Below are 26187 nucleotides of genomic sequence, written 5' to 3'. Positions count from 1 at the left end.
TGTGTATTGCCTAACTATTAAGCCTTTAGATGATGTGTTTATCTGTGCGTTTAAGCACATACATCGAAAAAAGTCTTATTAATTAATTTTTTTGCTACTAACATTTAATGGGGAAGGCTTCTAATCTGTCTGATTCCTCCTTTACCACTTTGTAGCATTCGCAGCACATGTCTTCTAATTTTGGGCGGTCTATAACTGTGATGTGTCCTCGTTTGTAGGTTATTACCCCTGCTTTTTGGAGTTTGCCCGCCGCTTCCGTTACACCCTCCCTTCGAACGCCTAACATATTTGCTATGAGTTCTTGCGTCATGACTAAATTGTTATTGGGCAAACGGTCTAGTGAGAGCAAAATCCAGCGGCAGAGCTGTTGTACTATCGAGTGATGTCGGTTACACACCGCAGTTTGGGACATCTGAGTAATAAGTGAAAGCGTATAGCGTAGCAGAAGAATACGTGCAGTGGCATCATTGTTAAAGACCTGCTTAATTAAGCTTGCGGAAACGCGATATGCCTTCCCTTGACTTTGCACAATCGCGCGACTCGGTGTACTACCTCCGCCTAAAAAAACAGCAACGCCTACAATTCCTTCATTTCCTACAACTGAAATCTCAGCAGATGAGCCATCTGACATTTCGAAAAGTAAAGAAACTATGGCATCAACTGGGAAGTAAACATATTGTAGCGCTTCGCCCGATTCGTATAACACTTGACCCAGCTTGAGGGGAATCAACTCTAATTTTCTTTCACATTGTTCAGGTAAGACTGAAAGAAGTGCTGACAAGAGGGTGTTATTGCATTTAATCATGAGTACACGTTCCTTAATAACTCTCTGTTTCGCCTTCAAGACCTGCGCCATGCTACAGGAAAGTATCATTTTTGAGTTCAGACTAGCCATTTATTATCTTTACTTCTGTGCGTTAGCGAACAAAGGACGTACCTAATTTAGATAAGTATAGTGAAGTGCAGCATTTATGTTGCTGTGGTTCAGCATTAGAACAATTAAATGGTGCAAATTTGAATAAACGTGATATCGCGACTAAATTAGTACCAATCTTTAAGCAGTAAAATGATAGACCATACTATCCGTACTGTATATGAATGTTGATAAATCAATATGTTATCAGGAGTAGGGAAGTTTGATTACTTAAAGTCTACGTGTCTGAGTTCTCGCGGTTTTATTTTTTCTTGTAATAAAGATTAACAGTGCAATACCCACAAAAGAGGAAAATAATGAAGCAGTAAGAACGCCTGATTTTGCGGCATTGATTTGCTCAGATTCATATGCAAGATTTGCAATAAAAATTGCCATTGTGAAACCAATCCCGGCTAAAATGCTGCCTGCAAAAATTAACCCCCAGGTCAAATCTGCAGGTCGTTCTGCCAATTTAGTTTGTATAGCAACCCAGCTAAACAGACAAATTCCAGCGGGTTTACCGAGTATAAAACTAAAGAATACAGCCAGTAAAATCGACATTGGCATGTCCTGATTATTCAATGGAATTCCCGCATTTGCGAATGCAAACATTGGCATCACTACAAACCCCACCCAAGGATGGAGTAAAATTTCTAATCGCTCTACTGGTGACAGGGCTTCACGAGCAGCGGCCTCGGCAGTTTTTAATAGTCGGGTATGCAAAAGTGTATTGTTCTTATACTTCTTAGCTAGCGGACTCCATATCGCACTCACGATATCATGTAGTTTGCTGTCACTTACCCATCGTGACGTAGGCGTCATCAGACCGAGAATTACACCAGTGACGGTTGGATGAATACCTGTAGTATCAATCAACAACCAGATTATAAAACCAACAGCGAAAAACAAAGGCAGACTTCGGACGCCTAGTGAAGACATAAATTTAATGACGACAAAGCCAATTAATGCATAACCCAAAAAAAACCAGTTGAGGGCGTTTCCATATCCCAGCGCAACAACGATAATTGCACCGAGGTCGTCAACAATGGCCAACGACAACATAAAGACGCGAAGACTCTTCGGAATGCGTTTACCTAGTAATGCCAAACAACCAATAACGAAAGCTGTGTCAGTTGCCATAACCGTTCCCCAACCGTTCTGACCGGTTTCCCCGAACTGCAAGAAAAGATAGATAGTTGCCGGTATTATCATACCACCCGCTGCAGCTGAAACAGATAGCAATGCAAGTCGCGGTTTACGTAGTTCTCCTAAAACCAGTTCACGCTTTAGTTCTAGAGCGATGAGAAAGAAAAAAAACGTCATACCTGCATCGTTTATCCATGCGTGCAGTGAACGAGTAAATGTGAAGTTACCAACAGAGAAACCTACAGAAACTTTCCATAGCGCTGCAAATTGTGAACTAAATTCCGAATTAGCCAAATACAGCGCTAGCAGAGTAAATGTGAGTAGCATTATCCCTGCAACTGCCTCTATTTTAAAGAAACGGCCGAGTGGTTGAGTGAGCCAGTCTATGAGAGATTTAGGTAATTGCTCTGCATTTCCTCTGTTTTCTTCAAGTAGTAGTTTAGCAAGCGCTTTTATCTTCATCAGTATCAGTCTCCTGAGACAAGTCTATCATTGAAAAAACAATAAATTTTAGCGATAAGAAGCACTTAGTATTTTTGCCCTTTGTAATAACATAGCGTGAGAGATAGTTTTCGTAGTGCGATAAATCCTAAATTTATACTTTATATAAAAGTCCGATCATACAATTCCGTCAGTATCGCAGATGTGTCGCGAACGTTGTTCGCGGCGAGAGGAAACGCAGTTTGGATTCGCGAAAACTCATTGCGTAATGCATTAATCTGACATTGCCAAAAATTAAAACGACTACAAAGTACAAGCTATTTGCTGTGGTGGTTACTTACGTAAAAAAAACTGATGCTTTGGGCCAATGCAGATTAACGCTGCGATGTTGGTTTCCCGACTCATTTTGCTGGTAGCTATAGTGTTTGTCATGACGAAGGGCTAAGGGTAAAGGTAAAAATCCCAATAGATCAGCTTTTTCACTAGGGTTTGCCAGAGCTTTTGGCCAGTAGGGGCTAGCAAGCGGCGTTAAAATGCTGATTATCTCACTATGAGTTTCGTTCTGTATTGTGTAGGTATTGTTGATGTTTATCATAGGTATTTGCCATTACGGCAACCCCCTGAAGGTATTAGTGTGTTGACAGTCTGCCTCAACTGATTGTTAGTGTGTGTTCGATAGCAAACATAAGTTGATAATTATTCGCTTTTTTAAAGATACAAAGGAAATTGAGCTAACGATTGTCCAAGGGGAGCGTGTTTTAATGAAAAATACACGAATGCCGAAGCGCCGTGTATGGGGTGGAGTCTGATTATTTACGTGCACAAAAAACCGACTTTCGTCGGTTGTTTTATGGTTTGGTACCAGAGGCCGGACTTGAACCGGCACACCCTCTCGGGCGGCGGATTTTGAATCCGCTGCGTCTACCAATTCCGCCACTCTGGCATTGGTAACCATACCGCTGAACCGGCGTATTGCCGAGTCAGGTTGCGCATTATAACCAGCTTAAATCTCGGTGCAAGATTTTTATGACACTTTGTTGAATCAGCTGAACAAAAGTTAAACAAGCTGGGCAAAAGCACTATTTCATTGCGACATGATCAGATATGCCATATTCGCGTTTTATTGAGTCAATCTTGCTTTTCTCATCTTTTAAGAACTGATTGAATAGCTTTATTTTGTCGCCATGCTTTCTGGTTGAAAGGTGATAACTGAAACTTTCATCCGGCGTATCGTTAGCAACGACAAATGCTTGATCGGGATAGCCTAGCTGTTTTCCATAATATCTGGCGACGGCAAGATTGATATCGAGGCAATCCACTAAACCTCGTTGTAAAAGTTGAACGAGGATTTTGACTGAATTGTCATAGACAAAGTTTGCACTATTTTGCTCAAGGCGCTTTTTCCACTGAGGGCTTGGAGTAAACCCATTTACACTGCCTACTCGTTCAAATTCACCAAACTGCTTGGCTTGATTATCAGGCAAAACAACTAAGTCGATGTGAAGGTTGACAATACTGTCACTGTACACGAGGTCTGAATGACGGGTGGACCAGAGCGCATTATCGGGTACACGAAAGTCTATGTTTGCACTGTCGTACCAATCAGGAAAACGGGAGATGGGCAAATAGACGAATTCGAATTTAATCCCTTGTTCTTCGGCGAATAAATTGAGTACATCAGTGATGAAGGTATGTTTACTGTGTTCCGCCGACTGAGTGAAAAAAGGCAGGTAATCTACATCCTCAATACCGACAAGATAGACTTTTGGATCGTCATCAGCAAAGGCTTGCTTTAACGGGCTAAGCGCAATCATTAATAGCAGTATGAATCCAAACGAATACAAACGTTGAGACATCAATAGGGATCCCGTGTAAGCCAATCAACTACTGGAAGGTTAATGAAGTACTGGTTTCCAAGAACCATTAATCGTCGACCTAATCGCCAGAATGTATTAAGTTTAGCGCAAAATAGAAATGCGTCTTGATTGATTTTGTGATTTCAATCAACAGACCTCATTTTTTGCGCGGAGCAGGCCCTGCGAGTTTTCAAGGAAACAGAGTAGTTAAATGACAGAAACAGAAGTTTCAAAAAACATGAAACGAGCGGGATTCTTTAAGCGTCTAGCCGCAATCGTTTACGACGGATTAGTGGCCGTTGCAGTGGGAATGTGTGCAGCACTTATCATCATTATTCTGCTTCTTGTGCTATATCAAAATGGCGTTATTCAAGGGCCTGCAGATATGCAGTTTAACGCTTTCATGCAACAGTCTTTACTGTACAAGAGCATTGTTCAGTGCTGGGTGGGAATTTGGGTGATTGCGTTTTTCTTGTGGTTTTGGAAACACGGTGGACAAACCTTAGGCATGCGTGCGTGGCGTTTACGCTTATTTGCCATGGACGACAAGCCGGTTGGGTATGGCCGACTCATTATTCGCTTGCTAACGTCGTTAGGTGGGTTGGGAACAATCTTGGTACTCTTAGACTTTAAAAACAAGCTAGCGTTGCAAGATAGACTGTCCAATATAGAAGTGATCCAGTTAAGCAAAACACAAAACGATCATAAGTCTTGGTAGCGTCACTAGCGCCGTAGCATAAATGCCGCCATGCCGACGAAAACGCAGCTAGGCAACAATGCCCCCAATATAGGTGGGAGTTGGTACACTAAACTAAGCGGCCCAAACACTTCGTTGGTAATAAAAAAGGCAAAGCCAGTTAATACACCCATAATGATGCGTGCACCCATGGTAACGCTGCGCAATGGCCCGAAAATAAAGCTTAGGGCCATCAGCAACATTACTGACACTGAAACGGGTTGCATTATTTTACGCCAAAGCGCTAGTTCATAACGAGCGGGATCTTGGTCGTTATTGGTTAGATAAGTGACATAATCCACTAAACCTCTGATTGATAGTGCTTCTGGCTTAACAGCAACAACGCCGAGTTTGTCTGGTGTTAAGGTTGAAGACCAATCCAATACGGGGGCACTATCCTGACGAATATTTTGTTCACTAAAATATGTGTGGTTAACATTAATCAGTTGCCAGCGTTCTTCATCGTAAGTGGCTTCTTTAGCATAGGTCAGTTGGCGTAAATTGGCCGAGCCATCGAACCAATAAATCACAACATCTCTCAGTAAGTCGCGCGACACTACCTGGCCAATACTGACGAAATTATCCCCGTCTTTTGCCCAAACCAATTGATCTGAGGAAAAAAGGCTACCCCCGGATATCGCTTCTGTTCTGATTTCTTTTGCTTTGGCTTCACTTGCAGGCGTTACAAATTCACCTACTGACATCACCACAATGATCATCAGCACACAAGATTTCATCGCTGAACTGATGATATTCCACCGGCTTTGCCCTGCTGCTTGCATCACCACTAATTCGGAATTGCTGGCCAACAATCCCATGCCTATTAACCCACCAAGCAGTGTTGCCATCGGGAAAAATTGCTCTAAATCTCTAGGCAGGCTCAGTAAAACGTAGACGAGGGCAATGGTCATGTCATATTCACCCTCACCAATCTTACGCAATTGTTCAACAAATTTTATTAGGGCACTTAACCCCAACAAGACTGACAAGGTAATAGACACAGTACCAAGGAGTGTTCTGGCAATATACCAATCGAGGATCTTAAACATCAGCTGCGCCTCCACAATAAGGAGCGTAACCATGTGCCTGATTTTCTATCACGGGCGATCAACGCAATCCCGATGACCAACATAACCGCATGAACCCACCACAAGCCAATTTGTACAGGGATCTTGCCATCCTCTAACACTCGTCGGCTGGCGAGCAGCAGCAAGAAATAGCCAAGATACAGCAGAATAGCGGGAAACATTTTGCCGAAACGGCCCTGTCGTGGGTCAACCGATGATAGCGGAACGGCGATAAGCACTAAAAAAGGCAGTGATAGCGGTATTGCAATTCGCCATTGGAATTCAGCAATGGCCTCAATAGAACCATCCTGCAGTAAATCAAGCGTAGGTACTGCGACCATTTTTCGACTCGACTCCGTAGGCGCTTTTTCACTGATTTGAATTTGGTATTCATCAAATGAAACAATACGATAGTTGTTACTTTCAACACTACCCTCGTATTGATTACCTTCGTTTAAGATCAAGTTTTGCGCACCATTCGGAGAAACGTTAATACTGCCAGCATCAGCATATACAACGTGTACCTGAGGCTTTCCTTCAGGCGCTTGTTTGTGTTGTGCCAGGAATATGCGTTGCAGTGGTTTTTCATTCTCTGAATCTATTTCATGCACAAATATGACGGCTTTGTCGTTTCCTGTCTGCTGAAATCTACCAGGGATTAGGGCTGCAATACCGCCTTCTGTGGCAGCTTTGTCGCGAAGTTGGTACTCACTTTCAGCGGACAGTGGGGCAAGCCATAGGGTGATGACGGCGGTGATCACCATCATCAATATCGACAAGACTAACATTACGCGCGTGACGTACCATTCACTGATCCCACAGGCTTTCATCACAGTCATCTCACTGTCGACGTACAATCGCCCATACGCCAGCATGATGCCCAGAAATACACTAATGGGGAGGACTAAAGACGCCAGTACTGGGCTATACAGCGCAAGGAAACCGACCACTAGACTGGCTGGGATGTCGCCATCAGATGCATCACCCAATACGCGGACGAAGCGCAAGGTAATAAAAATTGCCATTAACACGAAGAAAATAGCCAGTTGGGATTTAAGACTTTCTTTAAGTAAATAACGGAAAATAAGCATCAGTTAGATACACGTAAACTTGGATTTTTAGTGAAAGCAGTCACAGATTTCAGTAAACTCAGTGTTTTGACAAGTTTTGTCGACCAGCGGTCAAACGATTACGCATTCAATTGCCCGCGTATTAAATCACAAGCAACAGACAAAGGTTAATTCAAATTAAATAAAATTGACAGTTTGGCCCTAAATAACCGGTTTGTTGAACGAGAGATTATTATGGAATTTAGTGTAAAAAGTGGTAGCCCGGAAAAGCAGAGAAGTGCATGTATCGTTGTGGGTGTATATGAACCAAGACGATTAAGCCCTGTCGCCGAACAGTTGGATGAAATCAGCGAAGGCTACATTAGCAGCTTACTGCGACGCGGAGATCTGGAAGGAAAGGCCGGCCAGATGCTGCTCTTACATCATGTACCAAACGTGTTAAGCGAACGTGTGCTATTGGTAGGTTGTGGTAAAGAGCGTGAATTAGATGAGCGCCAATATAAGCAAATCATTGCCAAGACCATTCGTACATTGAACGAAACCGGTTCGATGGAAGCTGTTTGCTATCTGTCAGATCTTCACGTCAAAGGTCGTGATGTCTATTGGAAAGTGCGTCAAGCAGTCGAAGCAACTCAGGACTCCCTGTACACCTTCTTGCAATTAAAAACCAAAAAAGGTGAGCTGCGCCGTCCGTTACGTAAAATCGTATTCAACGTACCAACACGTAAAGAGTTACCCATCGGCGAACGCGCATTAGAGCATGGACTCGCGATTGCAACAGGGTCTAGCAGTGCACGAGACGTTGCTAATATGCCTCCCAATATCTGTAATCCAGGTTATTTGTGGCAGCAAGCAGAAGCAATGGCTGAAAAGTACGAGTCGCTAACGGCGGAAAAAGTTGACGAAGCGCAAATGGAAGCGCTTGGTATGCATACTTACTTGGCCGTTGGGCGAGGTTCCGAAAACGAATCTATGATGAGCATCTTGCACCACCAAGGTGGCGATAAAGATGCTGCGCCTATCGTGCTAGTCGGTAAAGGCCTGACCTTTGATAGTGGTGGTATTTCATTGAAACCAGGTGATGGTATGGATGAAATGAAATACGACATGTGTGGTGCTGCGTCAGTATTTGGTGTTATGCACACGGTCGCGGAATTAAACTTACCTCTGAATATCATTGGGGTTTTAGCTGGCTGTGAAAATATGCCTGACGGCCGCTCTTATCGCCCAGGCGATATTTTAACTACAATGTCAGGTCAGACGGTTGAAGTATTGAATACTGACGCTGAAGGGCGCTTGGTATTATGTGATGCCCTAACCTACGTAGAGCGTTTTTCACCTGAAACCGTTATCGATGTGGCGACTCTCACTGGCGCCTGTGTCATTGCGCTTGGTAAGCATGCCACCGGCGTGATGAGTCCGCACAACCCATTGGCGCACGAGTTAGTCAATGCGTCGGAGCAAAGTGCTGACCGAGCATGGCGCTTGCCATTGTGGGATGAATACCAAGAGCAAATTGAAAGCCCCTTTGCGGATATGTCGAATTTAGGCGGGCGTCCAGCCGGAACTATCACTGCGGCTTGTTTCTTGTCTCGTTTTACCAAGAAATATAATTGGGCACACTTGGATATCGCAGGTACAGCCTGGTCTTCTGGTAAAGATAAAGGCGCAAGTGGGCGTCCAGTGCCGATGTTGACTCAGTTCTTACTTAATCGTGCAGGCATTAAGACAGAAGACTAATCGATGAATGTAAGTGCAACCTTCTATCAGCTTGATAGCGACGATTTATTCGAAGCGGTAACGCCACTTGTTGTTGAGTGTTACCGTGCGCGTCAACCCTTGGTTTTGATATGTAAAGACAAGGCATCAGCAGAAGCGTGGGACGAACATTTGTGGCGACAGCCTAACGATGCGTTTATACCGCATAATTTGCGCGGTGAAGGGCCTGCCAATGGCACACCAGTGACGATTACCTGGCCACCCGTGAGTGAAACAAAAGCTGTTGCGATTAACCTCGCTGGGGACGTATTGCCTCTTCAACGACCTCTTAAGCAGGTGATCGATTTTGTTCCCACTGACGATAGCGGTAAGCAAGCGGCAAGAGAACGCTACAAGCAGTATCAACAAGCAGGCTGCACAATGCAATTTAAGCAATTTTCAAAAGAGATAAATAATGGATAAAACCTTTAACCCCAGTGCGATCGAACAAAGTTGTTACGCAGAATGGGAAGAAAATGGTTATTTCAAACCGTCGGGTTCTGGCGACCCTTACTGTATTTTATTACCACCACCAAATGTAACCGGCAGCCTGCATATGGGGCACGCGTTTCAGCATACGATTATGGATACCTTAACGCGATATCATCGAATGAAAGGTGACAATACCTTATGGCAGTGCGGTACTGACCATGCAGGCATCGCGACACAAATGGTAGTAGAGCGCCAACTGGATGCAAAAGGTTTAAGCCGTCACGATCTAGGCCGAGAAGCATTTATTGAGAAGGTCTGGGAGTGGAAAGCAGAATCTGGCGGTACTATCAGTCAGCAAATGCGCCGTCTTGGCACCTCAACTGATTGGGATCGTGAAGTGTTCACCATGGATGAAAATTTATCCAAGGCCGTGAGCAAAGTCTTTGTCGATTTGTACAAAGAAGGCCTCATTTACCGTGGTAAGCGCTTGGTAAATTGGGATCCTGTCTTACACACTGCAGTGTCTGATCTGGAAGTGCTCAATGAAGAAGAAGCTGGCCATATGTGGCATATGCGTTATCCATTGGCCGACGGTAGTGGTGAGTTAGTCGTTGCAACAACACGTCCTGAAACCATGCTGGGTGACACAGCTGTTGCGGTTCACCCTGATGATGAGCGTTATCAGTCATTTATTGGCAAGGAAATCAAATTGCCGATTACGGGTCGATTGATCCCGGTCATTGCTGATGATTACGTTGATCAAGAGTTTGGTACGGGCTGCGTTAAAATTACGCCAGCACACGATTTTAATGACTACGACATGGGTAAGCGCCACTCGTTGCCGATGATCAACATTTTAACTGATGACGCCAAGCTAAACGAAGACGTGCCAGAGGCCTACCGTGGCTTAGACCGCTTTGATGCGCGTAAACAAATTGTTGCAGACTTAGAAGCCAGCGGCGTATTGGTTAAGATTGAACCTCACACATTGAAAGTACCACGTGGAGACCGTTCTGGTGCGGTGATCGAACCTTACCTCACGGACCAATGGTATGTTGCCGTTGAGTCTCTTGCCAAGCCAGCAATTGAGGCGGTTGAATCAGGTGAGATTCGTTTTGTTCCTGAGAATTGGAACAAGACTTACTACCAGTGGATGCACAATATTCAAGATTGGTGTATTTCACGTCAATTATGGTGGGGGCACCGCATCCCAGCATGGTATGACGAAGAGGGGAACTTCTACGTTGGTGAAAATGAAGAAACAGTACGTGCTGAAAACGGTTTAAGCGACAGCGTAGCATTACGTCAAGACGATGATGTTTTGGATACCTGGTTCTCTTCTGCGTTGTGGCCATTTGCGACGATGGGCTGGCCACAAAAGACCCCTGAATTAGAAACGTTTGTACCTAGCTCCGTGCTAGTGACAGGGTTCGATATCATTTTCTTCTGGGTTGCCAGAATGATCATGATGACGAAAAAGTTCACGGGCAAAATCCCGTTTAAAGATATTTATATCACTGGTCTCATTCGCGATGAGCAAGGTGACAAGATGTCTAAGTCGAAAGGGAACGTGCTAGATCCTATCGATTTGATTGATGGCATAAGCCTCGATGCACTGGTAGAGAAACGTACCGGTGGCATGATGCAACCGCAGAAGGCCGAAAAAATTGCTAAACGTACTCGCCAACAATTCCCTGAAGGGATTGCCGGTTACGGGACTGATGCACTTCGCTTCACGTTTGCCGCAATGGCGTCAACCAGCCGTGATATCAATTTTGATATGGGGCGTGTGGAAGGTTATCGAAACTTCTGCAACAAGATTTGGAATGCCTCTCGTTTCGTTTTGATGAACACTGAGACTGAAGATACAGGGAAAGGTGTTAGCAGTGAGCAGATGGAACTGAGTATGGCTGATCGTTGGATTTGGGCTCGCTTTTATCAAACAGTAGCTGACTTTGAGCAGGCGCTCGAACAATATCGTTTTGATATAGCCGCTCAAGCATTGTATGAATTTACCTGGAATCAGTTCTGTGACTGGTATCTAGAGTTGACCAAACCGGTATTAAACAGTGATGAAAGCAGTGAAGCGCAAAAACGCGGTACGCGTTACACTTTGGTCAATGTACTTGAACAGTTAATGCGTCTGCTACACCCGATGATGCCATTTATCACGGAAACGATATGGCAGCGCGTAGCGCCATTAACCGATGTCTTAGATAGCGGTAACGCGAGCATTATGGTGCAAGCATTCCCTCAGATGCCTCAACAAGGCGTTGATGAGGATGTACTCAATGATGTTGAATGGCTGAAGAAAGTTATCGTAGGTATTCGTAACATTCGCGGAGAAATGGATATTTCACCGAACAAACCATTATCTGTGATGTTGAGAAATGCCAGTGAGCAAGATCTGCTACGTGCCAAGTCAATGGATTTGTATTTAACCCGTATGGCTAAACTAGAGTCCATTAAAGTCTTGGCGAAAGGGGAAGAAGCTCCTGCTTCTGCCAGTGCTATTGTGGGCGAAATGGAAGTGCTTATTCCAATGGCAGGGTTAATCGATAAAGATGCTGAGCTAGCGCGCATCGCAAAAGCCATCGACAAAATCGAAAAAGACGCAGCGCGGACGCAAGGTAAGCTATCGAATGAAAAGTTTGTCAGCAAAGCGCCTGAGGCGGTAATAGAGAAAGAAAAGCAAAAATTAGCTGAGGCGACTCAGCAATTAGAAAAGCTTCAAGAACAACAAAGGACGATTGAAGCACTTTAATGTTGCTCACACCTTCATTAAAAAGCCTCTGATGTAAAAACTCAGAGGCTTTTTTGTTTTCACCGTGTCGTTTATTCGTTGGTATTTATCTTTTCAAGCTTCGATTTCCTTGAAAAATTGCTTTGACTTTTATCTAACTTCAAACTAAATTGATATCAAAGTGATATCAAAAGGAGGTATTTATGATCGTCGAGAAAAAGGCATTATCGTTTAATGGTTATATCAGTGCTTTAGTATTAGCAGGGTTAACCGTTGTGTTAGCGTTATGGGTGCAAAGCAACACAGTACCGTTGGATGTAACAGAGTTTAGTAAGATCCTGTTGCTCGTTTTAGTGCTTGCGTGCTGGGGTGGTTTTTTTATGGTGCAACCGAATCAAGGTAAAGTACTCACGTTGTTTGGCGCGTATGTCGGCACAGAGAAGCGCTCAGGTTTGCGTTGGACGATTCCACTATTTATGCGCAAAGCCATTTCCTTGCGTATACGTAATTTTGAGAGTGCTAAAATAAAGGTCAATGACAATCAGGGTAATCCCATTGAGATTGCTACAGTTGTTGTTTGGTCCGTTACGGATACCGCAGAAGCTGTGTTCGAAGTGGATGACTATGAAAGCTATGTAACGATTCAAAGTGAGTCTGCATTGCGTAATTTAGCCAGCAGTTACCCTTATGATCCACGTGATGATGACGAAGCTGAAATTGCATTGCGCAGCCACCCGATTGAAATTGCCAACCGTTTATCAGCTGAAATACAAGATCGTCTTGGACGGGCTGGGATAACGGTACATGAAGCACGCATCAGTCACTTAGCCTACGCTCAAGAAATTGCCAGTGCAATGCTGCAGCGCCAACAAGCAGCCGCTATCATAGCCGCTCGAGGTCGTATCGTTGAAGGGGCTGTCAGTATGGTCGAAATGGCGCTAGAAAAGCTCAGTGAAAAGCAGGTTGTAGAACTGGATGAAGAGCGTAAAGCGGCTATGGTAAGCAATTTAATGGTCGTACTATGCGGTGATAAAAATACCCAACCGGTTATTAATACAGGTTCTTTGTATTCATGAGTAAAAAAGCTTTTCCGCTACGCATTAACGAAAAAGTATTGGCTGCTATGCAGCGATGGGCTGATGACGATTTGCGCAGTCTAAACGCTCAAATTGAATTCGTACTAAGAGATGCGTTGGTGAAAAATGGCCGAGTCAAACTTGTCGAACGGGTTACGATAGATATCGAAGAGTCAGACTCATCTGACTCGGCCTAAAGGAGTGAGATAACTCACTCCTAGCGGCTCTGCTTTAGTGTGTTTCCCGCTTGAGCAGAGCGCGCGTAAAAGTTAAAGCCAACAATATAATGACGCTGAGCAGCGATGTACTGCCTCCATGTTCATCGACAATAACGACGCGAGTTTCTGTTACAACCTCATACTCTTCACTTTCCAATGGCGTAAACGCGAGGTCCTCATCATCTAGACCGTCTGAGAAGGCAATAAATTCGTCGTAGTCTGCGTCATACAGCTCAATCAGTACTTCATAGTCGTTGCTCGGAAAGCCACTCACTAGTTCGCTTTCTACAACAAAACTGTCGTTGCTTGAATCGCCATCAATGGCAAATACTGATGTGGTATGAATGGCATCAAAAACGCCGTCGATGCCCAAGTAAATAACAGCGTAAACATAAGCTCGGCTGAAGACTGTGTCAGCGTCAAACTCAACCGTTAATTTAGAGTAGTAGCCGTCATAATCGTAGTCATGCGAGAGAGTGGTCCAGCTATCGTAGATCCAAAAGTCACTATTGGCGTCGATAAACCCCTGTGACTCTCTATTTTTCGAAGGCCACTTTTTTTCCGCAAGCTGTGTATTTTTAACCGTCAATGGTACGGGTAGATTGCTACCGTCGAGGGTTGCCATTTTATTGCTGGCAACAACTCTTTGAGGTGACGCAAAAGGTTGGCCAAACTGAAACTCGGCGCTTTTAACAACGGGGATGGGAGTTTCTGCCTGTGCACTTACTGTCGCAAATGGAAAAAATATTGCGGCTATCTTTAAAGCCGTATTGATGTGGTTCATCATCGCGGTTCTCCCTGCACTGATTATTGTTTACAGTACAGAGTGTGCCGCAATTAAGCTGAACCAAAACTGAAAGCTATCTGAATTAACTTAACCGCTGTGAGCGACAATTAGCAAAGCGTTGTCTAGGCGCGGTAACTAAACTATTGGCTAGTCTTTTAGCTAGTCGTTTAGAGTTGGGTTTTCCTCGCCGTCTTCACCTATGTAGTAGGTACCCCAACCGTCATAATGAACACCGTGTTTTTCAGCGATACCCAAAAGAGTGTCGGTGTCTTTGTCTAGAATAGGACGCTCAAGCTTACGTTCAATTACAGCGTCAAAACAGAAGATAGTACCGCCATCATCTAACACCAGTTCTTCAGCATCTGACACTTCAAACTCAGCCTTAAAAACATCTACAGCAGCTTTTTCAAGTTTATCAAAATCAGCACAAGCAAAATGATGTTCAACAGTGTAGGTCGCATCCATTTGACTGCCATCTTCACGCAGGGCGTCGATAGTCTCTTGATTAAATGCGTACCACTCTTGACGTTCTTGTTCTAAATCCATGCTTAATTTCACCGCGATTAGGAATACCCTTAGTTTACTCCTTTGCGTCCAGCAACGCGACCTCATCCGTCAACTTTTCCAGATGGGCTTGCATTTGGGCATGGCAAACCTCTGCCCACTCTTTTGCACTTTTAGATGAGTCGAGTTCGATAGGGGCTAGGATATCAATCAGCACAGTGCCGTTGTTCCAACGGTTGAGCTTAATGGATTTGTGTGTATTGCTAGCACAGACCAAAGAAATTGGCGTGTGTGTATCGAGCGCTAAGCGAAATGCACCAGTTTTAAACGGAAGCAACCCTCGACCGTAAGAACGAGTACCCTCGGGAAAGAACCAAACTGACAAACGGCGTTCACGGATTTTTTCGGCCGTCTGTGTCAAGGTGTCACGTGCTCTTCCTGAGTTTTTACGATCAATCATGATATTTCCAGTCAGCCAATAGAGTTGACCGAAAATAGGTATCCACTTAAGGCTCTTTTTACCGACGGTGACGACACCCGGCAATGCCGCTTTACAGATGGTAAGCAAGTCATAACTATTTTGATGATTTGCGATGAATATATACGGTTGGTCCTGTTTTATGTCAGGTGATACGCGTACCACAACCTTAACGCCAACTAATCGAGACATGGTGCTATACACTTGCCCGGCAAGGTGCACATTATTGCGATGAAAAGGCCTAACTAAACAGGCAAGAATAAGGAAAATATTGATCAGGATAAAATAGACAAAAATGATCAAACATCTAAAAACAGCTAACACGTGTACGCTCAAATTGTTTTTGCGCGGAAGTATACGCAACTTTGGCAAAATCTAAAGTGAAATTGTTACTCCTCATACCTCCATTTGCTCCTTCATTCTGATCCTGTGCTAAAGTGTTAAATTGTACCGGTCGATATTGATGTGATACCGATCACTGCGTGAGGAAAATCTCGACAATGCAAGTATTTACGCCTGAAGAACTGGATGATGAAATTCTTGGCGATTTAATGGAAGAAATTCAAGAACTCTATGAAGCGAGTGAACAGACGCTAATAGAGCTTGAATTGCGACCCACTGATAACGAACTTCAACGCGCGTTGTTTCGCTCGGTACATACCATTAAAGGTGATCTCGGTTTGGTGAGTTTCTCTCCCATGATCCCGCTGTTGCAGCATGTTGAAGATTTACTAGATTATTTGCGCAAGGGCCAAATTGATTACACCAGCACCATGAGTGATTTGGTACTTATTACCATGGATATGGTTAAGACCTTTGTTGAAGGCTGTATGGAAAAAGGTCGAGCAGAGTATGATGAGGAATTGCATACTCAATTAGTCGACGCAATTGGTCAAATTGAGCCTGAGAATAAGAATCAACATGAAGCATTGCTAACCAAAGCGGTTTTGCTGCTCAATCCGAATCTAGATATTGCGGTTAGCGATTCAGGCAAGCCTATCGCTGAAAAGGTCACTGGTAGCATTCTCAACACGGGTATTCCCAAAGACCTCAGTACAGAGAAACAACAAGACATTTTATTCTTTCGTGATCTAATGAAGGCTATTGAACGCCGTTCCGATTATTGGGAAGGCCGTGGAGACCGGATCGCCAAGCTTGCTAGCTATGTCAATCAGTCATCGGGTAATCAAATAGATCCTGAACAGTTAGCGGTAGCCTGCTATGTACATGATTTCGGCATGGCTTTTATGCCGCTGAAGTTGCTGCATAAAACCGAGAAATATAGCGATATAGAATTTAATTTAATGCGCTCTCACGTCTACAAGAGCTCACGTTTGCTCGAACATTTAGAATTGTGGGATGGTGCGCGTAAAATTGTTATGCAGCATCACGAGCGGGTGGATGGCAGTGGTTACCCTCTGGGCATCAAAGAAGCGGATATGTGCGATGGTGCCAAGTTACTCGCAATCCTTGACACTTATGATGCGATGACCCACTCCCGTGCGCACAACGGCACGGATCATTTGTCAAAAAAGGAAGCCGTGATAGAAATTAATCGTCAGGCAAAAGGGCAATTTAGCGTTAAATGGTTGCGCATCTTCAACCAGGCGATGACAGCGCTACTGACTAAATAATGGTTGCGCGTTACTCTGCAGTAACGCGCTCTATATTTGCACCTAATCCGCGTAGTTTCTTTTCAATCGATTCATAGCCTCTGTCGAGATGGTAAATACGATTAACGGTAGTTTCACCTTCTGCTAGCAACCCTGCAATAACAAGACTTGCTGATGCGCGTAAATCGGTTGCCATCACCGGCGCGCCGCGCAATTGTGAATTACCTTTGGATACTGCGCTGTTACCTTCTAACGAAATATCGGCACCCATGCGGTGCAATTCGGGTACATGCATAAAACGATTTTCGAAAATGGTTTCACTGATCACGCCTGTGCCTTCAGCGATGCAATTCAAAGTCACGAATTGTGCTTGCATATCGGTAGGGAAGCCCGGGTGTGGTGCCGTTTTGAGGCTTACCGCTTTGGGGTGTTTCCCAGACATGTCCAATTCAATCCAATCATCACCTATCGTAATGTTAGCGCCTGCCTGTTCTAGCTTATCGATAACCGCGTCAAGCGTATCAGGCGCCGCATTCAAACAACGAACTTTACCGCCACTTGCCGCCGCTGCGACCAAAAATGTTCCGGTTTCGATACGGTCGGGCAGTACTCGATGAGTGCCACCGTGTAATGTTTCTACACCTTGTATTCGAATGTTATCGGTACCGGCGCCTTCAATTTTCGCTCCCATGCGATTGAGGCATACGGCCAAATCTACGATTTCTGGTTCGCGTGCAGCATTTTCTAGAATAGTTTCACCATCGGCTAATGCTGCTGCCATCATAAGGTTTTCAGTCGCACCGACACTTACGATATCCATAAAGATACGTGCGCCTTTTAAGCGTCCATCAACGGTTGCGCGAATATAACCTTCGTCAACAACGATGTTGGCTCCCATTTTTTCTAGGCCGGCTAAGTGCAGATTGACTGGGCGAGCACCGATGGCACAACCACCGGGTAACGATACATTGGCTTTGCCGTGCTTCGCCAGCAATGGCCCTAACACGAGAATTGACGCTCGCATAGTACGAACCAATTCATATGATGCTGTTATTGAACTCAAAGTGCTTGCGTTTAACTCAACACTGCCAGAGCCTCGATTCACTGTCACGCCCAACTCAGCCAGCAAGGCTAAACTGGTATTAATGTCGCGTAAATCAGGCACATTGGTGAAGGTGCATGCTTCGTCAGTTAACAGACAGGTGATAAGGAGTGGGAGAGCGGCGTTTTTGGCGCCAGATATAACCACTTCGCCTTGTAGCGGAGGGCTCTTTTTAATTACCAATTTATCCATCGAATATTTTTCTTAGCCGGGCATATGGAGCATACGCTCGCGTCGCCACTGTTCCGTATTGAATGTTTTAATTGTTACCGCGTGAAGGCTACCGTCAGCAATCATATCTTTCAATGGGGCATAAACATATTGTTGTTTCTTTACCCTCGACATATCGTCGAATACATCGCTGACAGCAATAACTCTCACGTGAGATCCATCGCTTTGCACATGTACTTCAGAAAGGTTGAGTGCTGATTTCAGTAAAAGTTCGATTTGTTCGTTTGTCATTCGATCTCAGTGCACGATTTTCAGTAACGCTATTCTAACGGCAAAAGCGATGATGCGTCGCTGATTTTTGCCAGATTTAGCAATTCTTTGGGAGGATTTTGCAATTTAATCGACAAACCTGCACGCTTGGCATCTCGAATGAGATTAAGAAGCCAAGCAAGGCCTGCGCTGTCTATGCGCGCTATATCGGATAAGCAAATAGTTAAATTTGACTGTTTTTTCAATGCATCAAGGTCGTGACGGCTGGCGCTTTTCCACCAATCTTTTTCAATGGTGTACATGGTCAAGTCACCCGTCACATTCATGCTGCCACTATCATTAAGAGAAGTGCTAAAAGGCGTCATTAATTAACTTTCTTTTGTTTGTAAAACAATCGGTTTATCGATGGAATTGCGCATGATCTCAATCACTTTATCGATGCCGTCTTGACGTAAAATGCCTTCAAATTCGCTGCGTTTGCTGTCAACCACACTGATACCCTCTGCGATCATATCGTATGCTCGCCATTCGTTAGTGTTTTTGTTCTTGGTAACTTTAAATGCAACATTGATATCTGGACGCACGTCATCTTTAATAACAGCTCTTACCGTTACCGTCTTTTTGTCTTTCCAATCGCTTGACGGTTCAAAAATCACTTCTTGATTGTCGTAATAGCCCATTGCAATGGCGTAGCTGGTGATCAAATACTCTCTAAACACTGAAACGTATTCATTTAGCTTCTCTTTCGGTACTGAGCGGAAATGCTTGCCTAACACCATAAACGCTGCATATTTGTAATCGATGTAAGGCACCAACTCTTCTTTCATGATCACGCGCAGCTTCTCAGGCTCTTGCTCTATTTCACTTTGCTCGCGCTTGATGCGGTCAAAAGTTTTTACCGCTACACTTTGAACCATGACGTAAGGGTCTGTAGACTCAATCTCAGCACGCGCGGTTGATACACAAAGTAGGCTAGCGGCGAATAGTCCCAATAACCAATTTCTCACAATAATTTCTCCTAATTTAAATGACTATTCACTGTCTCGACTGAATAAAAATTGTCCGATAAGGTCTTCGAGTACCAGTGCTGACTTGGTGTCTTCAATAAAGTCACCGTCTTCAAGGTTTTCAATATCGCCAAACGAAAAGCCTGGCTGCAAACCAACATATTGTTCACCTAAAAGCCCCGACGTCAGAATCGCTACTGAGCTGGTTTCAGGGAAGTTGCTGTAATCTTTACTAATGGTCAGCGTTACCACTGGGGTGAAGTCTTCGGAATCTAAATTAATCGATTCGACACGACCAATAGTGACGCCTCCCACCTTGACGGCTGAACGCTCTTTCAAGCCACCAATATTATCAAATTTAGCTTTTAATACGTACGTTTCACCACTGGCTTGCATGCCCTGATTGGCGACTTTTAACCCCAACAACAACAATGCTGCAATAGTCAACAATACAAACAGTCCAACAAGTATTTCTGTTTTGCGCGTTGTCATTTTTTCTCCTACTCAATGCCAAACATCAGTGCAGTTAGCACAAAATCTAAACCTAATACGGCCAACGAACTAAAAACGACCGTTTCTGTTGTTGCCTTACTAATTCCTTCTGACGTCGGAACTGCATCGTAACCTTTAAAGATTGCAATCCACGTCACAACCAATGCAAATACCAGACTCTTGATGATGCCGTTTACAACATCTTCGCCCCATTCAACGGTCGATTGCATAATTGACCAATAACTGCCTGCATCCACACCTAACCAATCGACCCCGACAGCATGCCCGCCCAAAATGCCAACAGCACTGAAAATCAGCGCCAGCATCGGCATGGAAATAATACCCGCCCAGAATCGAGGTGCTACGACGCGTCGCAATGGATCTACCGCCATCATCTCTAAGCTACTGAGCTGTTCGGTAGCTTTCATCAGGCCGATTTCGGCTGTTAAAGCCGAACCCGCTCGTCCAGCAAACAAGAGCGCTGTTACGACAGGCCCAAGTTCACGCAGTAGTGAAAGCGCGACCATGGGTCCTAAACTACCTTCGGCACCATAATCAACCAAAATGGTATAACCTTGCAGCGCCATTACCATGCCGATAAATAATCCTGACACAATAATAATTAACAAAGACTGAACACCCACAACGTATATTTGCTGGATGGTCAGACGAATATTTTTGAATTGAGGTAGGGCGACAATCGCACCAAATAACATCAATCCAGCGCGACCAATTGCAGCCGCCTTTGAAATCGTGTTGCCGCCAACGCCGGCGATCCAGTTGATCACGCGTGGCCTCCGAATAATTGTTCTTCCAAACTTTGCGCCTTAAAGTGAAACGGTACAGGTCCGTCAGCTTTACCCTGCAAAAACTGTTGTACTAAATCAGAATCACTCTGACGGATTTGTTCGGGAGTGCCTTCACCTATGATGCGTTGTTCCGCAAGAATGTAGACATAGTCAGCAATGGTAAGCACTTCAGTAACATCGTGTGTAACAACGATACTGGTGACACCTAACGAGTCATTCAATGCGCGGATCAACTTAACCAAAACGCCCATGGATATCGGATCTTGTCCTGCGAACGGTTCGTCGAACATGATTAATTTGGGATCCAGTGCAATAGCTCTTGCTAATGCAGCTCTGCGCGCCATTCCGCCAGATAATTCAGCTGGCATTAAATGCGCGGCACCGCGCAATCCTACCGCCTGTAATTTGAGTGCGACGAGTGTTTCGATTACTGATTCAGACAGATGGGTATGTTCTCGCAACGGAAATGCCACATTGTCGAATACCGAAATATTGGTGAACAATGCGCCGCTTTGAAACAACATACTCATATCACGGCGTAACTCGAACAGTTTACTGCGCGATAATGCGTGTACGTTCTTACCGTCGAACTCAACGGTACCTGACGCAGGCGTCAGTTGTCCGCCTATCAGTTTTAATAATGTGGTTTTACCGATCCCGCTGGGCCCCATGACAGCAGTTATTTTACCACGAGGCACTTGCAACGTTATGCCATCATAAATGGTTCTATCACCACGTTTGAATGTCATATTGTCGATCGAGACTAAATTTTCCATATCCGCCTTGGTCATTTGAATGGCTATTGTGTTGCGATTGTCGTTCTGTGAAAAAGGTGATTCGACAATGTTGTGATATTTTACCGATTTTCAAGTTGTCAGCGCAAAGTTAAAAAGTAACAACTTATATCCAAAAAATTCGAACTGTATCAATAGTGCTGGCGATTCCTTTTAAGCCAGACTAAGTCTGGGATGCATTATACCCATACTGACCGCAGAAAACTGAAAAGAGTTGCGTTTTATCGAAAAAATAATTGGTCTTAATCAACACGGTCTAGGCAGCCCGTTAAATTTTTGCGATCATGTGCGGTATTCTTAAAGACCGCATTGGGCATTAATGTTAACCAACGTCGTTATTTTTATCATTGGTATTGCTGTTTTAAGCTGGGCTGCAGACCGTTTTGTCTACGGAGCATCAGCATTAGCAAGAAATAGTGGGGTTTCGCCTATGATGATTGGTCTAACGATTGTCGCGATGGGCTCATCTGCACCTGAAATCGTTGTGTCTGTTATTGCATCGCTAAGTGGCAACCGAGATACAGCAGTAGGCAATGCGTTAGGTTCAAATATCACTAACATCGCCTTGGTGTTAGGGGTTACAGCGTTGATCAAGCCAATTATCGTAAGTTCTCTGACCGTAAAACGTGAAATGCCGATATTATTGGCAATATGCTTGCTCGCGTCATGGTTCATATATGACGGAGAACTGACTCGGGTAGAAGGGATAAGCCTTTCGATCGGTTTAGTCATCGTGTTACTTGGCATGGCCTATCTATCGCTCATGACCAAAAAGAGCGACCCTATTCATCACGAAACAGAGGATGAAATTCCCAAGGGGGTACCTAATTTAGTTGCTTGGCTGTGGATTATTCTCGGCATGGCCTTGTTACCAGCCAGTGCACACTTTATTATCGCGTCAGCAACCAGCATTGCGGAGTACCTTGGGGTCAGTCAATTGGTTATTGGTTTGACGGTTATAGCGCTTGGTACTAGTTTGCCTGAACTTGCGGCTAGCGTGGCCGGCGTGATGAAAAATGAACATGACTTGGCAATGGGCAACATCGTTGGTTCAAACATATTTAACTTACTTGGCGTGTTGGCAATGCCAGGTTTACTTGCACCCGGTATGTTGGATCCTGCAGCAGCGAATCGAGACATATATGTCATGCTCGGATTGACGGTTTTACTGATCGTGTACAGTTTTGATTTACTCGGGCGACGCCGCATTAATCGATTAGAAGCCTTATCGTTTGTTGCTGCTTTCTTTGCCTATCAATGGGTGTTATTTGGATAAACATGGCTGATTTTATTGGATCCGGAAAACGGGTCGTCGCGATTGAACAACGAGAGATGAGTGCTTTAAGTCAGCGCATTGATCAGGAATTTGTGCAAGCGTGTGAGTTATGCATGGCGTGTACAGGCAAAGTTGTGGTAAGCGGCATGGGTAAATCCGGCCATATAGGCCACAAGATCGCCGCGACGTTGTCAAGTACAGGTACACCATCATTTTTTATGCACCCGGGCGAAGCGAATCATGGCGACTTGGGGATGTTGGCTAAAAACGATGTGTTATTGGCCATTTCGAATTCCGGTGAATCGACCGAGCTGATCAGTATTTTGCCGGTCGTTAAGCGTCTTCAGATTCCGATTATTGCAATGACAAATAATCGTGAAAGTACGTTAGCCAAACACGCAGATGTAGTGTTGGATATCAGTGTTAGTGAAGAAGCATGTTCACTCGGTTTAGCCCCCACAACGAGTACAACCGTAACATTGGTGATGGGCGACGCGTTGGCGGTTGCCTTGCTCGATGCTAAAGGTTTTACTTCAGATGATTTCGCTCTATCACATCCCGGCGGCAGTTTAGGCAGAAAATTGCTGTTGGGTGTCAGTGATATTATGGCCACAGCGTCTCAATTGCCGTTGGTTGATCCTCAACAAAGTATTTCAGCTGCTTTACTTGAAATATCGCAAAAGGGGTTGGGCATGACGGGTGTTCAGGATGAAAGCGGCGCGCTTATTGGTATTTTTACCGACGGTGACTTACGGCGTATTTTAGATGCACGTATTGATATTCACAGCACTCATGTGGGTGAGGTGATGACCAAAGACAGCATCACGGTGTCACCCCATACATTGGCGGTGAACGCTTTGAACCTCATGGAACAGCACAAGATAAGCGCTATGTTTGTGGTGGATGAAGCGCGTAAACCGGTGGGAGCATTTAACATGCACATGCTTCTGCTTGCAGGAGTGCTGTAATGCAAACACTTTACGGCGATATGCCGGAATCACTCTATACTGCGTTAAGTAAAATCAAACTATTGGTGTGTGATATAGACGGTGTTTTTTCTGATGGGCGTATTTATCTCGGTAACGCAGGGGAAGAACTAAAAGCATTTCATACGCGTGATGGATTTGGGTTTAAGGCCCTTCAATCAATAGGGCTCCAAACGGCAGTAATAACGGGGCGCAACTCGGCTATTGTTCAGGATCGCATGACGGCGCTAAAGACCAATTATATTCTGCAAGGTAAAGAAGATAAGTACAGCGCACTATCCGCATTGCTGGATGAAATCAATCTAGCACCCGAATCTGTCGCCACGATAGGTGATGATGTACCTGATTTGGGTATGTTCTCGTTAGCGGGTACTTCTATTGCCGTACAAGATGCTCATCCACTCGTCTTACAAAAGGCGGATTGGATAACAACCCAACGGGGTGGGTTTGGTGCTGTAAGAGAAGTGTGTGATGTGTTCTTGCAAGTGCATGATGCGCTGGACAATATTGCTGGGGCCAGCATATGAATCGACTGGGGTACAGCATATCGGCCCTATTTATTCTTGCGTTAGCGACGTATATTCCAACTTGGCTTAAAGATGAGTCACCGGAAACCGTGGGGTCTGAAGAAGATATTTACCAACCCACCTATCAAGCTAAAAATTTACGCAGTGCGTTATATGACAATGATGGTCAGCTGAGCCACAGAATATTCGCACAAGAAATGGAACACTATGAACAGCTTGGGTTTGTCTATTTCAAGCAGCCGCAATATACCATTTACATGGAAGATGATCAGACACCATGGCGTGTAACGGCTGATGAAGGCACCTTGTATGATGATAATCGTATTCAGCTGGAACGAAACGTGATAATTCAAAGTCTGAGTCAGGAAGAGTTTGTAAAAACAATCTCGACAGAGTTCCTTCAAATAAACTTAGAGACTAAAATAATGACATCCGATCAGGCGGTCACTATTGTCGGCGAAGACTATCAAATAGAAAGTGATGGTCTCGAAGCTGACCTGAACTTAAAGACCTATGAATTGCAGCAACATGTGCAAACTATTTACTCTCCATCGAATAAGGCTAACTAACATGCCGTGTAAACATCTATTTTATAGCCTTGCTGGGCATTCTATTAAGACCTACTTAAAGCAAATCGGCGTGTGCGTAATGTTGCTTAGCAGTGGGGCTGTGTTGGCAGGTGAATCTGACTTTAATCAGCCCATCACCGTAGATGCGAAGTCACAGTTTGTCGATGGAAAAAACAAGACCTCAATTTTTAAAGAAGATGTGCACATCACACAAGGCTCGATGGAAATTCATGCGCAGGAAGTCGAAGTGATTGCAACCGACGGTGAGGGGCGAGAAGTCTTTATTGCGCGCGGCACGCCAGCAGTTTATTCACAAAGTATGGATGATGGTAGCCGCGTAACCGCTCGTGCCAATACGATTACATATGCTGTGATATCACGCGCGATTACCCTTGACGGTGACGCTCAACTGATAAGAGATAGTAGTATGGTGCAAGGTGATCTTATCCAATTTGATATGGAGAAAGAGCAGTTGTTAGCGCAGAGCAATGAGGGTGACGAAGAGCGTCGCGTAACAACGGTTTTCCGACCAGAGGCCTTTAAGGATTTACAGGACGATTCATCAGACGAATCAGAGCAACAAGAACAGGATGAACCGCGTTAATGGCTACTTTGACAGCGCAGCATTTAGCTAAGTCATATAAATCAAGACAGGTCGTTAGAGACGTTAGTTTAACGGTAGACAGCGGGCAAATCGTTGGTCTATTGGGCCCAAATGGTGCAGGAAAAACAACTACATTTTACATGATCGTTGGATTAGTACCGCTTGACCATGGCCGGATCTTTATCGATCAGTCCGAACTGACCTTGCTACCTATGCATGAAAGAGCGCGACAAGGCATTGGCTACTTGCCGCAAGAAGCGTCTATTTTCCGAAAGCTGACGGTGCTCGAAAATATCATGGCGATCTTGCAAACGCGTAAAGAATTGTCGACCTTACAGCGTGAACAAGAAGCTGATGCGCTGTTGGATGAGTTTAACATTAATCATATCCGTAATAGTTTAGGCATGAGTCTCTCTGGTGGTGAACGTAGGCGCGTCGAGATAGCGCGAGCGTTGGCAGCAAACCCTCAATTTATCTTACTGGATGAGCCTTTTGCCGGCGTCGATCCGATTTCTGTGAATGATATAAAGAAAATTATTCAGCATTTGTGCGAGCGCGGAATAGGCGTATTGATCACTGATCACAACGTGCGTGAAACCCTTGATGTATGTGAAAAAGCTTACATAGTGAGCCATGGAGAGCTGATTGCTTCTGGTACAGCAGATGAAGTTTTGTCGAATCAAAAAGTGAGAGATGTATACCTCGGTGAGCAATTCAGGCTATAGTTAAACTAAAGGTCACC

The 26187-nt window shown here is 44.6% G+C and carries 28 protein-coding genes and 1 tRNA gene; 13 read left to right on the top strand and 16 right to left on the bottom strand.

Annotated features, from left to right (window positions below):
* Positions 1–97: 97 nt before the first annotated feature.
* The 4 genes from CSH93_RS16875 to CSH93_RS16855 all read right to left on the bottom strand — a co-directional run bounded on the left by CSH93_RS16875 (position 98) and on the right by CSH93_RS16855 (position 4356).
* Positions 98–805 (bottom strand): Crp/Fnr family transcriptional regulator, encoded by a 708-nt coding sequence (locus CSH93_RS16875; protein ID WP_100644592.1) that lies wholly within the window; start codon positions 803–805, stop codon positions 98–100.
* A gap of 339 nt (positions 806–1144) precedes the next feature.
* Positions 1145–2521, bottom strand: a complete 1377-nt coding sequence (nhaA, locus tag CSH93_RS16870) for a Na+/H+ antiporter NhaA (RefSeq protein ID WP_100644539.1) — start codon at positions 2519–2521, stop codon at positions 1145–1147.
* An 835-nt stretch (positions 2522–3356) separates the two neighbouring features.
* A tRNA-Leu gene (locus CSH93_RS16860) sits at positions 3357–3443 on the bottom strand.
* Between the two features lie 136 nt (positions 3444–3579).
* Positions 3580–4356 carry a type 2 periplasmic-binding domain-containing protein gene (locus tag CSH93_RS16855; RefSeq protein WP_100644537.1) on the bottom strand — a complete coding sequence of 259 codons (777 nt, stop codon included), beginning with the start codon at positions 4354–4356 and terminating at the stop codon, positions 3580–3582.
* Between the two features lie 211 nt (positions 4357–4567).
* Between CSH93_RS16855 and CSH93_RS16850 the strand changes: the two genes are divergently transcribed.
* A complete protein-coding gene (locus tag CSH93_RS16850; protein WP_100644536.1) occupies positions 4568–5074 on the top strand; it encodes an RDD family protein in 507 nt (168 codons plus the stop codon).
* 5 nt (positions 5075–5079) lie between these two features.
* Here the strand turns inward: CSH93_RS16850 and lptG are convergent, their stop codons facing one another.
* Together lptG and lptF are read right to left on the bottom strand one after the other, a co-directional pair.
* The gene (gene lptG, locus CSH93_RS16845) at positions 5080–6141 is read right to left on the bottom strand and encodes an LPS export ABC transporter permease LptG (RefSeq protein ID WP_100644535.1); all 1062 of its coding nucleotides are present in this window, start codon (positions 6139–6141) and stop codon (positions 5080–5082) included.
* A complete protein-coding gene (gene lptF / locus CSH93_RS16840; protein WP_100644534.1) occupies positions 6141–7250 on the bottom strand; it encodes an LPS export ABC transporter permease LptF in 1110 nt (369 codons plus the stop codon). Before lptF ends, lptG begins: the two co-directional genes overlap by 1 nt.
* A gap of 213 nt (positions 7251–7463) precedes the next feature.
* Between lptF and pepA the strand changes: the two genes are divergently transcribed.
* From pepA to CSH93_RS16815, 5 genes are all read left to right on the top strand, one after another.
* Positions 7464–8969 carry a leucyl aminopeptidase gene (gene pepA / locus CSH93_RS16835; protein ID WP_100644533.1) on the top strand — a complete coding sequence of 502 codons (1506 nt, stop codon included), beginning with the start codon at positions 7464–7466 and terminating at the stop codon, positions 8967–8969.
* Between the two features lie 3 nt (positions 8970–8972).
* Positions 8973–9410, top strand: a complete 438-nt coding sequence (locus CSH93_RS16830) for a DNA polymerase III subunit chi (protein ID WP_100644532.1) — start codon at positions 8973–8975, stop codon at positions 9408–9410.
* The gene (locus tag CSH93_RS16825) at positions 9403–12183 is read left to right on the top strand and encodes a valine--tRNA ligase (RefSeq protein WP_100644531.1); all 2781 of its coding nucleotides are present in this window, start codon (positions 9403–9405) and stop codon (positions 12181–12183) included. Before CSH93_RS16830 ends, CSH93_RS16825 begins: the two co-directional genes overlap by 8 nt.
* A 182-nt stretch (positions 12184–12365) precedes the next feature.
* On the top strand, positions 12366–13238 hold the full coding sequence (locus CSH93_RS16820; RefSeq protein ID WP_100644530.1) for an SPFH domain-containing protein: 873 nt from the start codon (positions 12366–12368) through the stop codon (positions 13236–13238).
* Positions 13235–13435: a type II toxin-antitoxin system antitoxin gene (locus tag CSH93_RS16815; protein WP_100644529.1), complete on the top strand. Its 201-nt coding sequence runs from the start codon at positions 13235–13237 to the stop codon at positions 13433–13435. Before CSH93_RS16820 ends, CSH93_RS16815 begins: the two co-directional genes overlap by 4 nt.
* Positions 13436–13469: 34 nt before the next feature.
* Here the strand turns inward: CSH93_RS16815 and CSH93_RS16810 are convergent, their stop codons facing one another.
* From CSH93_RS16810 to CSH93_RS16800, 3 genes are all read right to left on the bottom strand, one after another.
* The gene (locus CSH93_RS16810) at positions 13470–14243 is read right to left on the bottom strand and encodes a choice-of-anchor H family protein (protein WP_100644528.1); all 774 of its coding nucleotides are present in this window, start codon (positions 14241–14243) and stop codon (positions 13470–13472) included.
* A 159-nt stretch (positions 14244–14402) separates the two neighbouring features.
* The gene (gene rraB / locus CSH93_RS16805; RefSeq protein WP_100644591.1) at positions 14403–14789 is read right to left on the bottom strand and encodes a ribonuclease E inhibitor RraB; all 387 of its coding nucleotides are present in this window, start codon (positions 14787–14789) and stop codon (positions 14403–14405) included.
* A 34-nt stretch (positions 14790–14823) separates the two neighbouring features.
* Entirely contained in the window at positions 14824–15549 is a 726-nt protein-coding gene (locus tag CSH93_RS16800; protein WP_100644590.1) for a 1-acylglycerol-3-phosphate O-acyltransferase, read from the bottom strand.
* Positions 15550–15725: 176 nt separating this feature from the next.
* Here CSH93_RS16800 and CSH93_RS16795 point away from each other — a divergent pair, with 176 nt between their 5' ends.
* The gene (locus CSH93_RS16795) at positions 15726–16859 is read left to right on the top strand and encodes an HD domain-containing phosphohydrolase (RefSeq protein ID WP_100644527.1); all 1134 of its coding nucleotides are present in this window, start codon (positions 15726–15728) and stop codon (positions 16857–16859) included.
* A 10-nt stretch (positions 16860–16869) separates the two neighbouring features.
* Here CSH93_RS16795 and murA read toward each other — a convergent pair whose 3' ends face one another.
* The 7 genes from murA to CSH93_RS16760 are packed head-to-tail and all read right to left on the bottom strand — an operon-like array spanning position 16870 to position 21465.
* The gene (murA, locus tag CSH93_RS16790; protein ID WP_100644526.1) at positions 16870–18132 is read right to left on the bottom strand and encodes a UDP-N-acetylglucosamine 1-carboxyvinyltransferase; all 1263 of its coding nucleotides are present in this window, start codon (positions 18130–18132) and stop codon (positions 16870–16872) included.
* A gap of 12 nt (positions 18133–18144) precedes the next feature.
* Positions 18145–18402, bottom strand: coding sequence for a BolA family protein (locus CSH93_RS16785; RefSeq protein ID WP_100644525.1), 258 nt, complete (start codon positions 18400–18402; stop codon positions 18145–18147).
* A 29-nt stretch (positions 18403–18431) separates the two neighbouring features.
* A complete protein-coding gene (locus CSH93_RS16780; RefSeq protein ID WP_100644524.1) occupies positions 18432–18746 on the bottom strand; it encodes an STAS domain-containing protein in 315 nt (104 codons plus the stop codon).
* A gap of 3 nt (positions 18747–18749) precedes the next feature.
* On the bottom strand, positions 18750–19388 hold the full coding sequence (locus CSH93_RS16775) for an MlaC/ttg2D family ABC transporter substrate-binding protein (protein ID WP_240615641.1): 639 nt from the start codon (positions 19386–19388) through the stop codon (positions 18750–18752).
* Positions 19389–19412: 24 nt separating this feature from the next.
* Positions 19413–19880, bottom strand: a complete 468-nt coding sequence (mlaD, locus tag CSH93_RS16770) for an outer membrane lipid asymmetry maintenance protein MlaD (protein ID WP_100644523.1) — start codon at positions 19878–19880, stop codon at positions 19413–19415.
* Between the two features lie 8 nt (positions 19881–19888).
* The gene (mlaE, locus tag CSH93_RS16765; RefSeq protein ID WP_100644588.1) at positions 19889–20665 is read right to left on the bottom strand and encodes a lipid asymmetry maintenance ABC transporter permease subunit MlaE; all 777 of its coding nucleotides are present in this window, start codon (positions 20663–20665) and stop codon (positions 19889–19891) included.
* Positions 20665–21465 (bottom strand): ATP-binding cassette domain-containing protein, encoded by an 801-nt coding sequence (locus CSH93_RS16760; RefSeq protein WP_100644522.1) that lies wholly within the window; start codon positions 21463–21465, stop codon positions 20665–20667. Before CSH93_RS16760 ends, mlaE begins: the two co-directional genes overlap by 1 nt.
* 337 nt (positions 21466–21802) lie before the next feature.
* Here CSH93_RS16760 and CSH93_RS16755 point away from each other — a divergent pair, with 337 nt between their 5' ends.
* The 6 genes from CSH93_RS16755 to lptB all read left to right on the top strand — a co-directional run bounded on the left by CSH93_RS16755 (position 21803) and on the right by lptB (position 26170).
* A complete protein-coding gene (locus CSH93_RS16755; protein ID WP_100644521.1) occupies positions 21803–22759 on the top strand; it encodes a calcium/sodium antiporter in 957 nt (318 codons plus the stop codon).
* A gap of 2 nt (positions 22760–22761) precedes the next feature.
* Complete coding sequence (locus CSH93_RS16750; protein WP_276307710.1) at positions 22762–23727, top strand: KpsF/GutQ family sugar-phosphate isomerase; 966 nt, start codon at positions 22762–22764, stop codon at positions 23725–23727.
* Positions 23727–24272, top strand: a complete 546-nt coding sequence (kdsC, locus tag CSH93_RS16745) for a 3-deoxy-manno-octulosonate-8-phosphatase KdsC (protein ID WP_100644520.1) — start codon at positions 23727–23729, stop codon at positions 24270–24272. The genes CSH93_RS16750 and kdsC overlap by 1 nt, the downstream gene beginning before the upstream one ends.
* Positions 24269–24841 carry an LPS export ABC transporter periplasmic protein LptC gene (lptC, locus tag CSH93_RS16740; protein ID WP_100644519.1) on the top strand — a complete coding sequence of 191 codons (573 nt, stop codon included), beginning with the start codon at positions 24269–24271 and terminating at the stop codon, positions 24839–24841. The genes kdsC and lptC overlap by 4 nt, the downstream gene beginning before the upstream one ends.
* A gap of 79 nt (positions 24842–24920) precedes the next feature.
* A complete protein-coding gene (lptA, locus tag CSH93_RS16735; protein WP_420807269.1) occupies positions 24921–25445 on the top strand; it encodes a lipopolysaccharide transport periplasmic protein LptA in 525 nt (174 codons plus the stop codon).
* Entirely contained in the window at positions 25445–26170 is a 726-nt protein-coding gene (lptB, locus tag CSH93_RS16730) for an LPS export ABC transporter ATP-binding protein (protein WP_100644517.1), read from the top strand. The genes lptA and lptB overlap by 1 nt, the downstream gene beginning before the upstream one ends.
* The last annotated feature ends 17 nt before the right edge of the window (positions 26171–26187 follow it).

Source organism: Neoalteromonas facilis (assembly GCF_002807665.1).
GTDB classification, from domain to species: Bacteria; Pseudomonadota; Gammaproteobacteria; order Enterobacterales; family Alteromonadaceae; genus Alteromonas_E; species Alteromonas_E facilis.
The sequence above is the reverse complement of the archived record's forward strand: the minus strand, read 5'-3'. Positions and strand labels throughout refer to the sequence as shown.

Bases quoted from the DNA above. Each gene is read 5' to 3' on its own strand.
- CSH93_RS16855 (WP_100644537.1), bottom strand. From the start codon at position 4,356: ATGTCTCAACGTTTGTATTCGTTTGGATTCATACTGCTATTAATGATT.
- CSH93_RS16750 (WP_276307710.1), top strand. From the start codon at position 22,762: ATGGCTGATTTTATTGGATCCGGAAAACGGGTCGTCGCGATTGAACAA.
- pepA (WP_100644533.1), top strand. From the start codon at position 7,464: ATGGAATTTAGTGTAAAAAGTGGTAGCCCGGAAAAGCAGAGAAGTGCA.
- CSH93_RS16780 (WP_100644524.1), bottom strand. From the start codon at position 18,746: ATGACGCCTTTTAGCACTTCTCTTAATGATAGTGGCAGCATGAATGTG.
- lptB (WP_100644517.1), top strand. From the start codon at position 25,445: ATGGCTACTTTGACAGCGCAGCATTTAGCTAAGTCATATAAATCAAGA.
- kdsC (WP_100644520.1), top strand. From the start codon at position 23,727: ATGCAAACACTTTACGGCGATATGCCGGAATCACTCTATACTGCGTTA.
- CSH93_RS16795 (WP_100644527.1), top strand. From the start codon at position 15,726: ATGCAAGTATTTACGCCTGAAGAACTGGATGATGAAATTCTTGGCGAT.
- CSH93_RS16760 (WP_100644522.1), bottom strand. From the start codon at position 21,465: ATGGAAAATTTAGTCTCGATCGACAATATGACATTCAAACGTGGTGAT.
- CSH93_RS16810 (WP_100644528.1), bottom strand. From the start codon at position 14,243: ATGATGAACCACATCAATACGGCTTTAAAGATAGCCGCAATATTTTTT.
- CSH93_RS16850 (WP_100644536.1), top strand. From the start codon at position 4,568: ATGACAGAAACAGAAGTTTCAAAAAACATGAAACGAGCGGGATTCTTT.
- CSH93_RS16825 (WP_100644531.1), top strand. From the start codon at position 9,403: ATGGATAAAACCTTTAACCCCAGTGCGATCGAACAAAGTTGTTACGCA.
- CSH93_RS16820 (WP_100644530.1), top strand. From the start codon at position 12,366: ATGATCGTCGAGAAAAAGGCATTATCGTTTAATGGTTATATCAGTGCT.
- CSH93_RS16815 (WP_100644529.1), top strand. From the start codon at position 13,235: ATGAGTAAAAAAGCTTTTCCGCTACGCATTAACGAAAAAGTATTGGCT.
- CSH93_RS16875 (WP_100644592.1), bottom strand. From the start codon at position 805: ATGATTAAATGCAATAACACCCTCTTGTCAGCACTTCTTTCAGTCTTA.
- lptG (WP_100644535.1), bottom strand. From the start codon at position 6,141: ATGTTTAAGATCCTCGATTGGTATATTGCCAGAACACTCCTTGGTACT.
- lptF (WP_100644534.1), bottom strand. From the start codon at position 7,250: ATGCTTATTTTCCGTTATTTACTTAAAGAAAGTCTTAAATCCCAACTG.
- nhaA (WP_100644539.1), bottom strand. From the start codon at position 2,521: ATGAAGATAAAAGCGCTTGCTAAACTACTACTTGAAGAAAACAGAGGA.
- mlaD (WP_100644523.1), bottom strand. From the start codon at position 19,880: ATGACAACGCGCAAAACAGAAATACTTGTTGGACTGTTTGTATTGTTG.
- murA (WP_100644526.1), bottom strand. From the start codon at position 18,132: ATGGATAAATTGGTAATTAAAAAGAGCCCTCCGCTACAAGGCGAAGTG.
- CSH93_RS16830 (WP_100644532.1), top strand. From the start codon at position 8,973: ATGAATGTAAGTGCAACCTTCTATCAGCTTGATAGCGACGATTTATTC.
- lptC (WP_100644519.1), top strand. From the start codon at position 24,269: ATGAATCGACTGGGGTACAGCATATCGGCCCTATTTATTCTTGCGTTA.
- lptA (WP_420807269.1), top strand. From the start codon at position 24,921: ATGTTGCTTAGCAGTGGGGCTGTGTTGGCAGGTGAATCTGACTTTAAT.
- rraB (WP_100644591.1), bottom strand. From the start codon at position 14,789: ATGGATTTAGAACAAGAACGTCAAGAGTGGTACGCATTTAATCAAGAG.
- CSH93_RS16785 (WP_100644525.1), bottom strand. From the start codon at position 18,402: ATGACAAACGAACAAATCGAACTTTTACTGAAATCAGCACTCAACCTT.
- CSH93_RS16755 (WP_100644521.1), top strand. From the start codon at position 21,803: ATGTTAACCAACGTCGTTATTTTTATCATTGGTATTGCTGTTTTAAGC.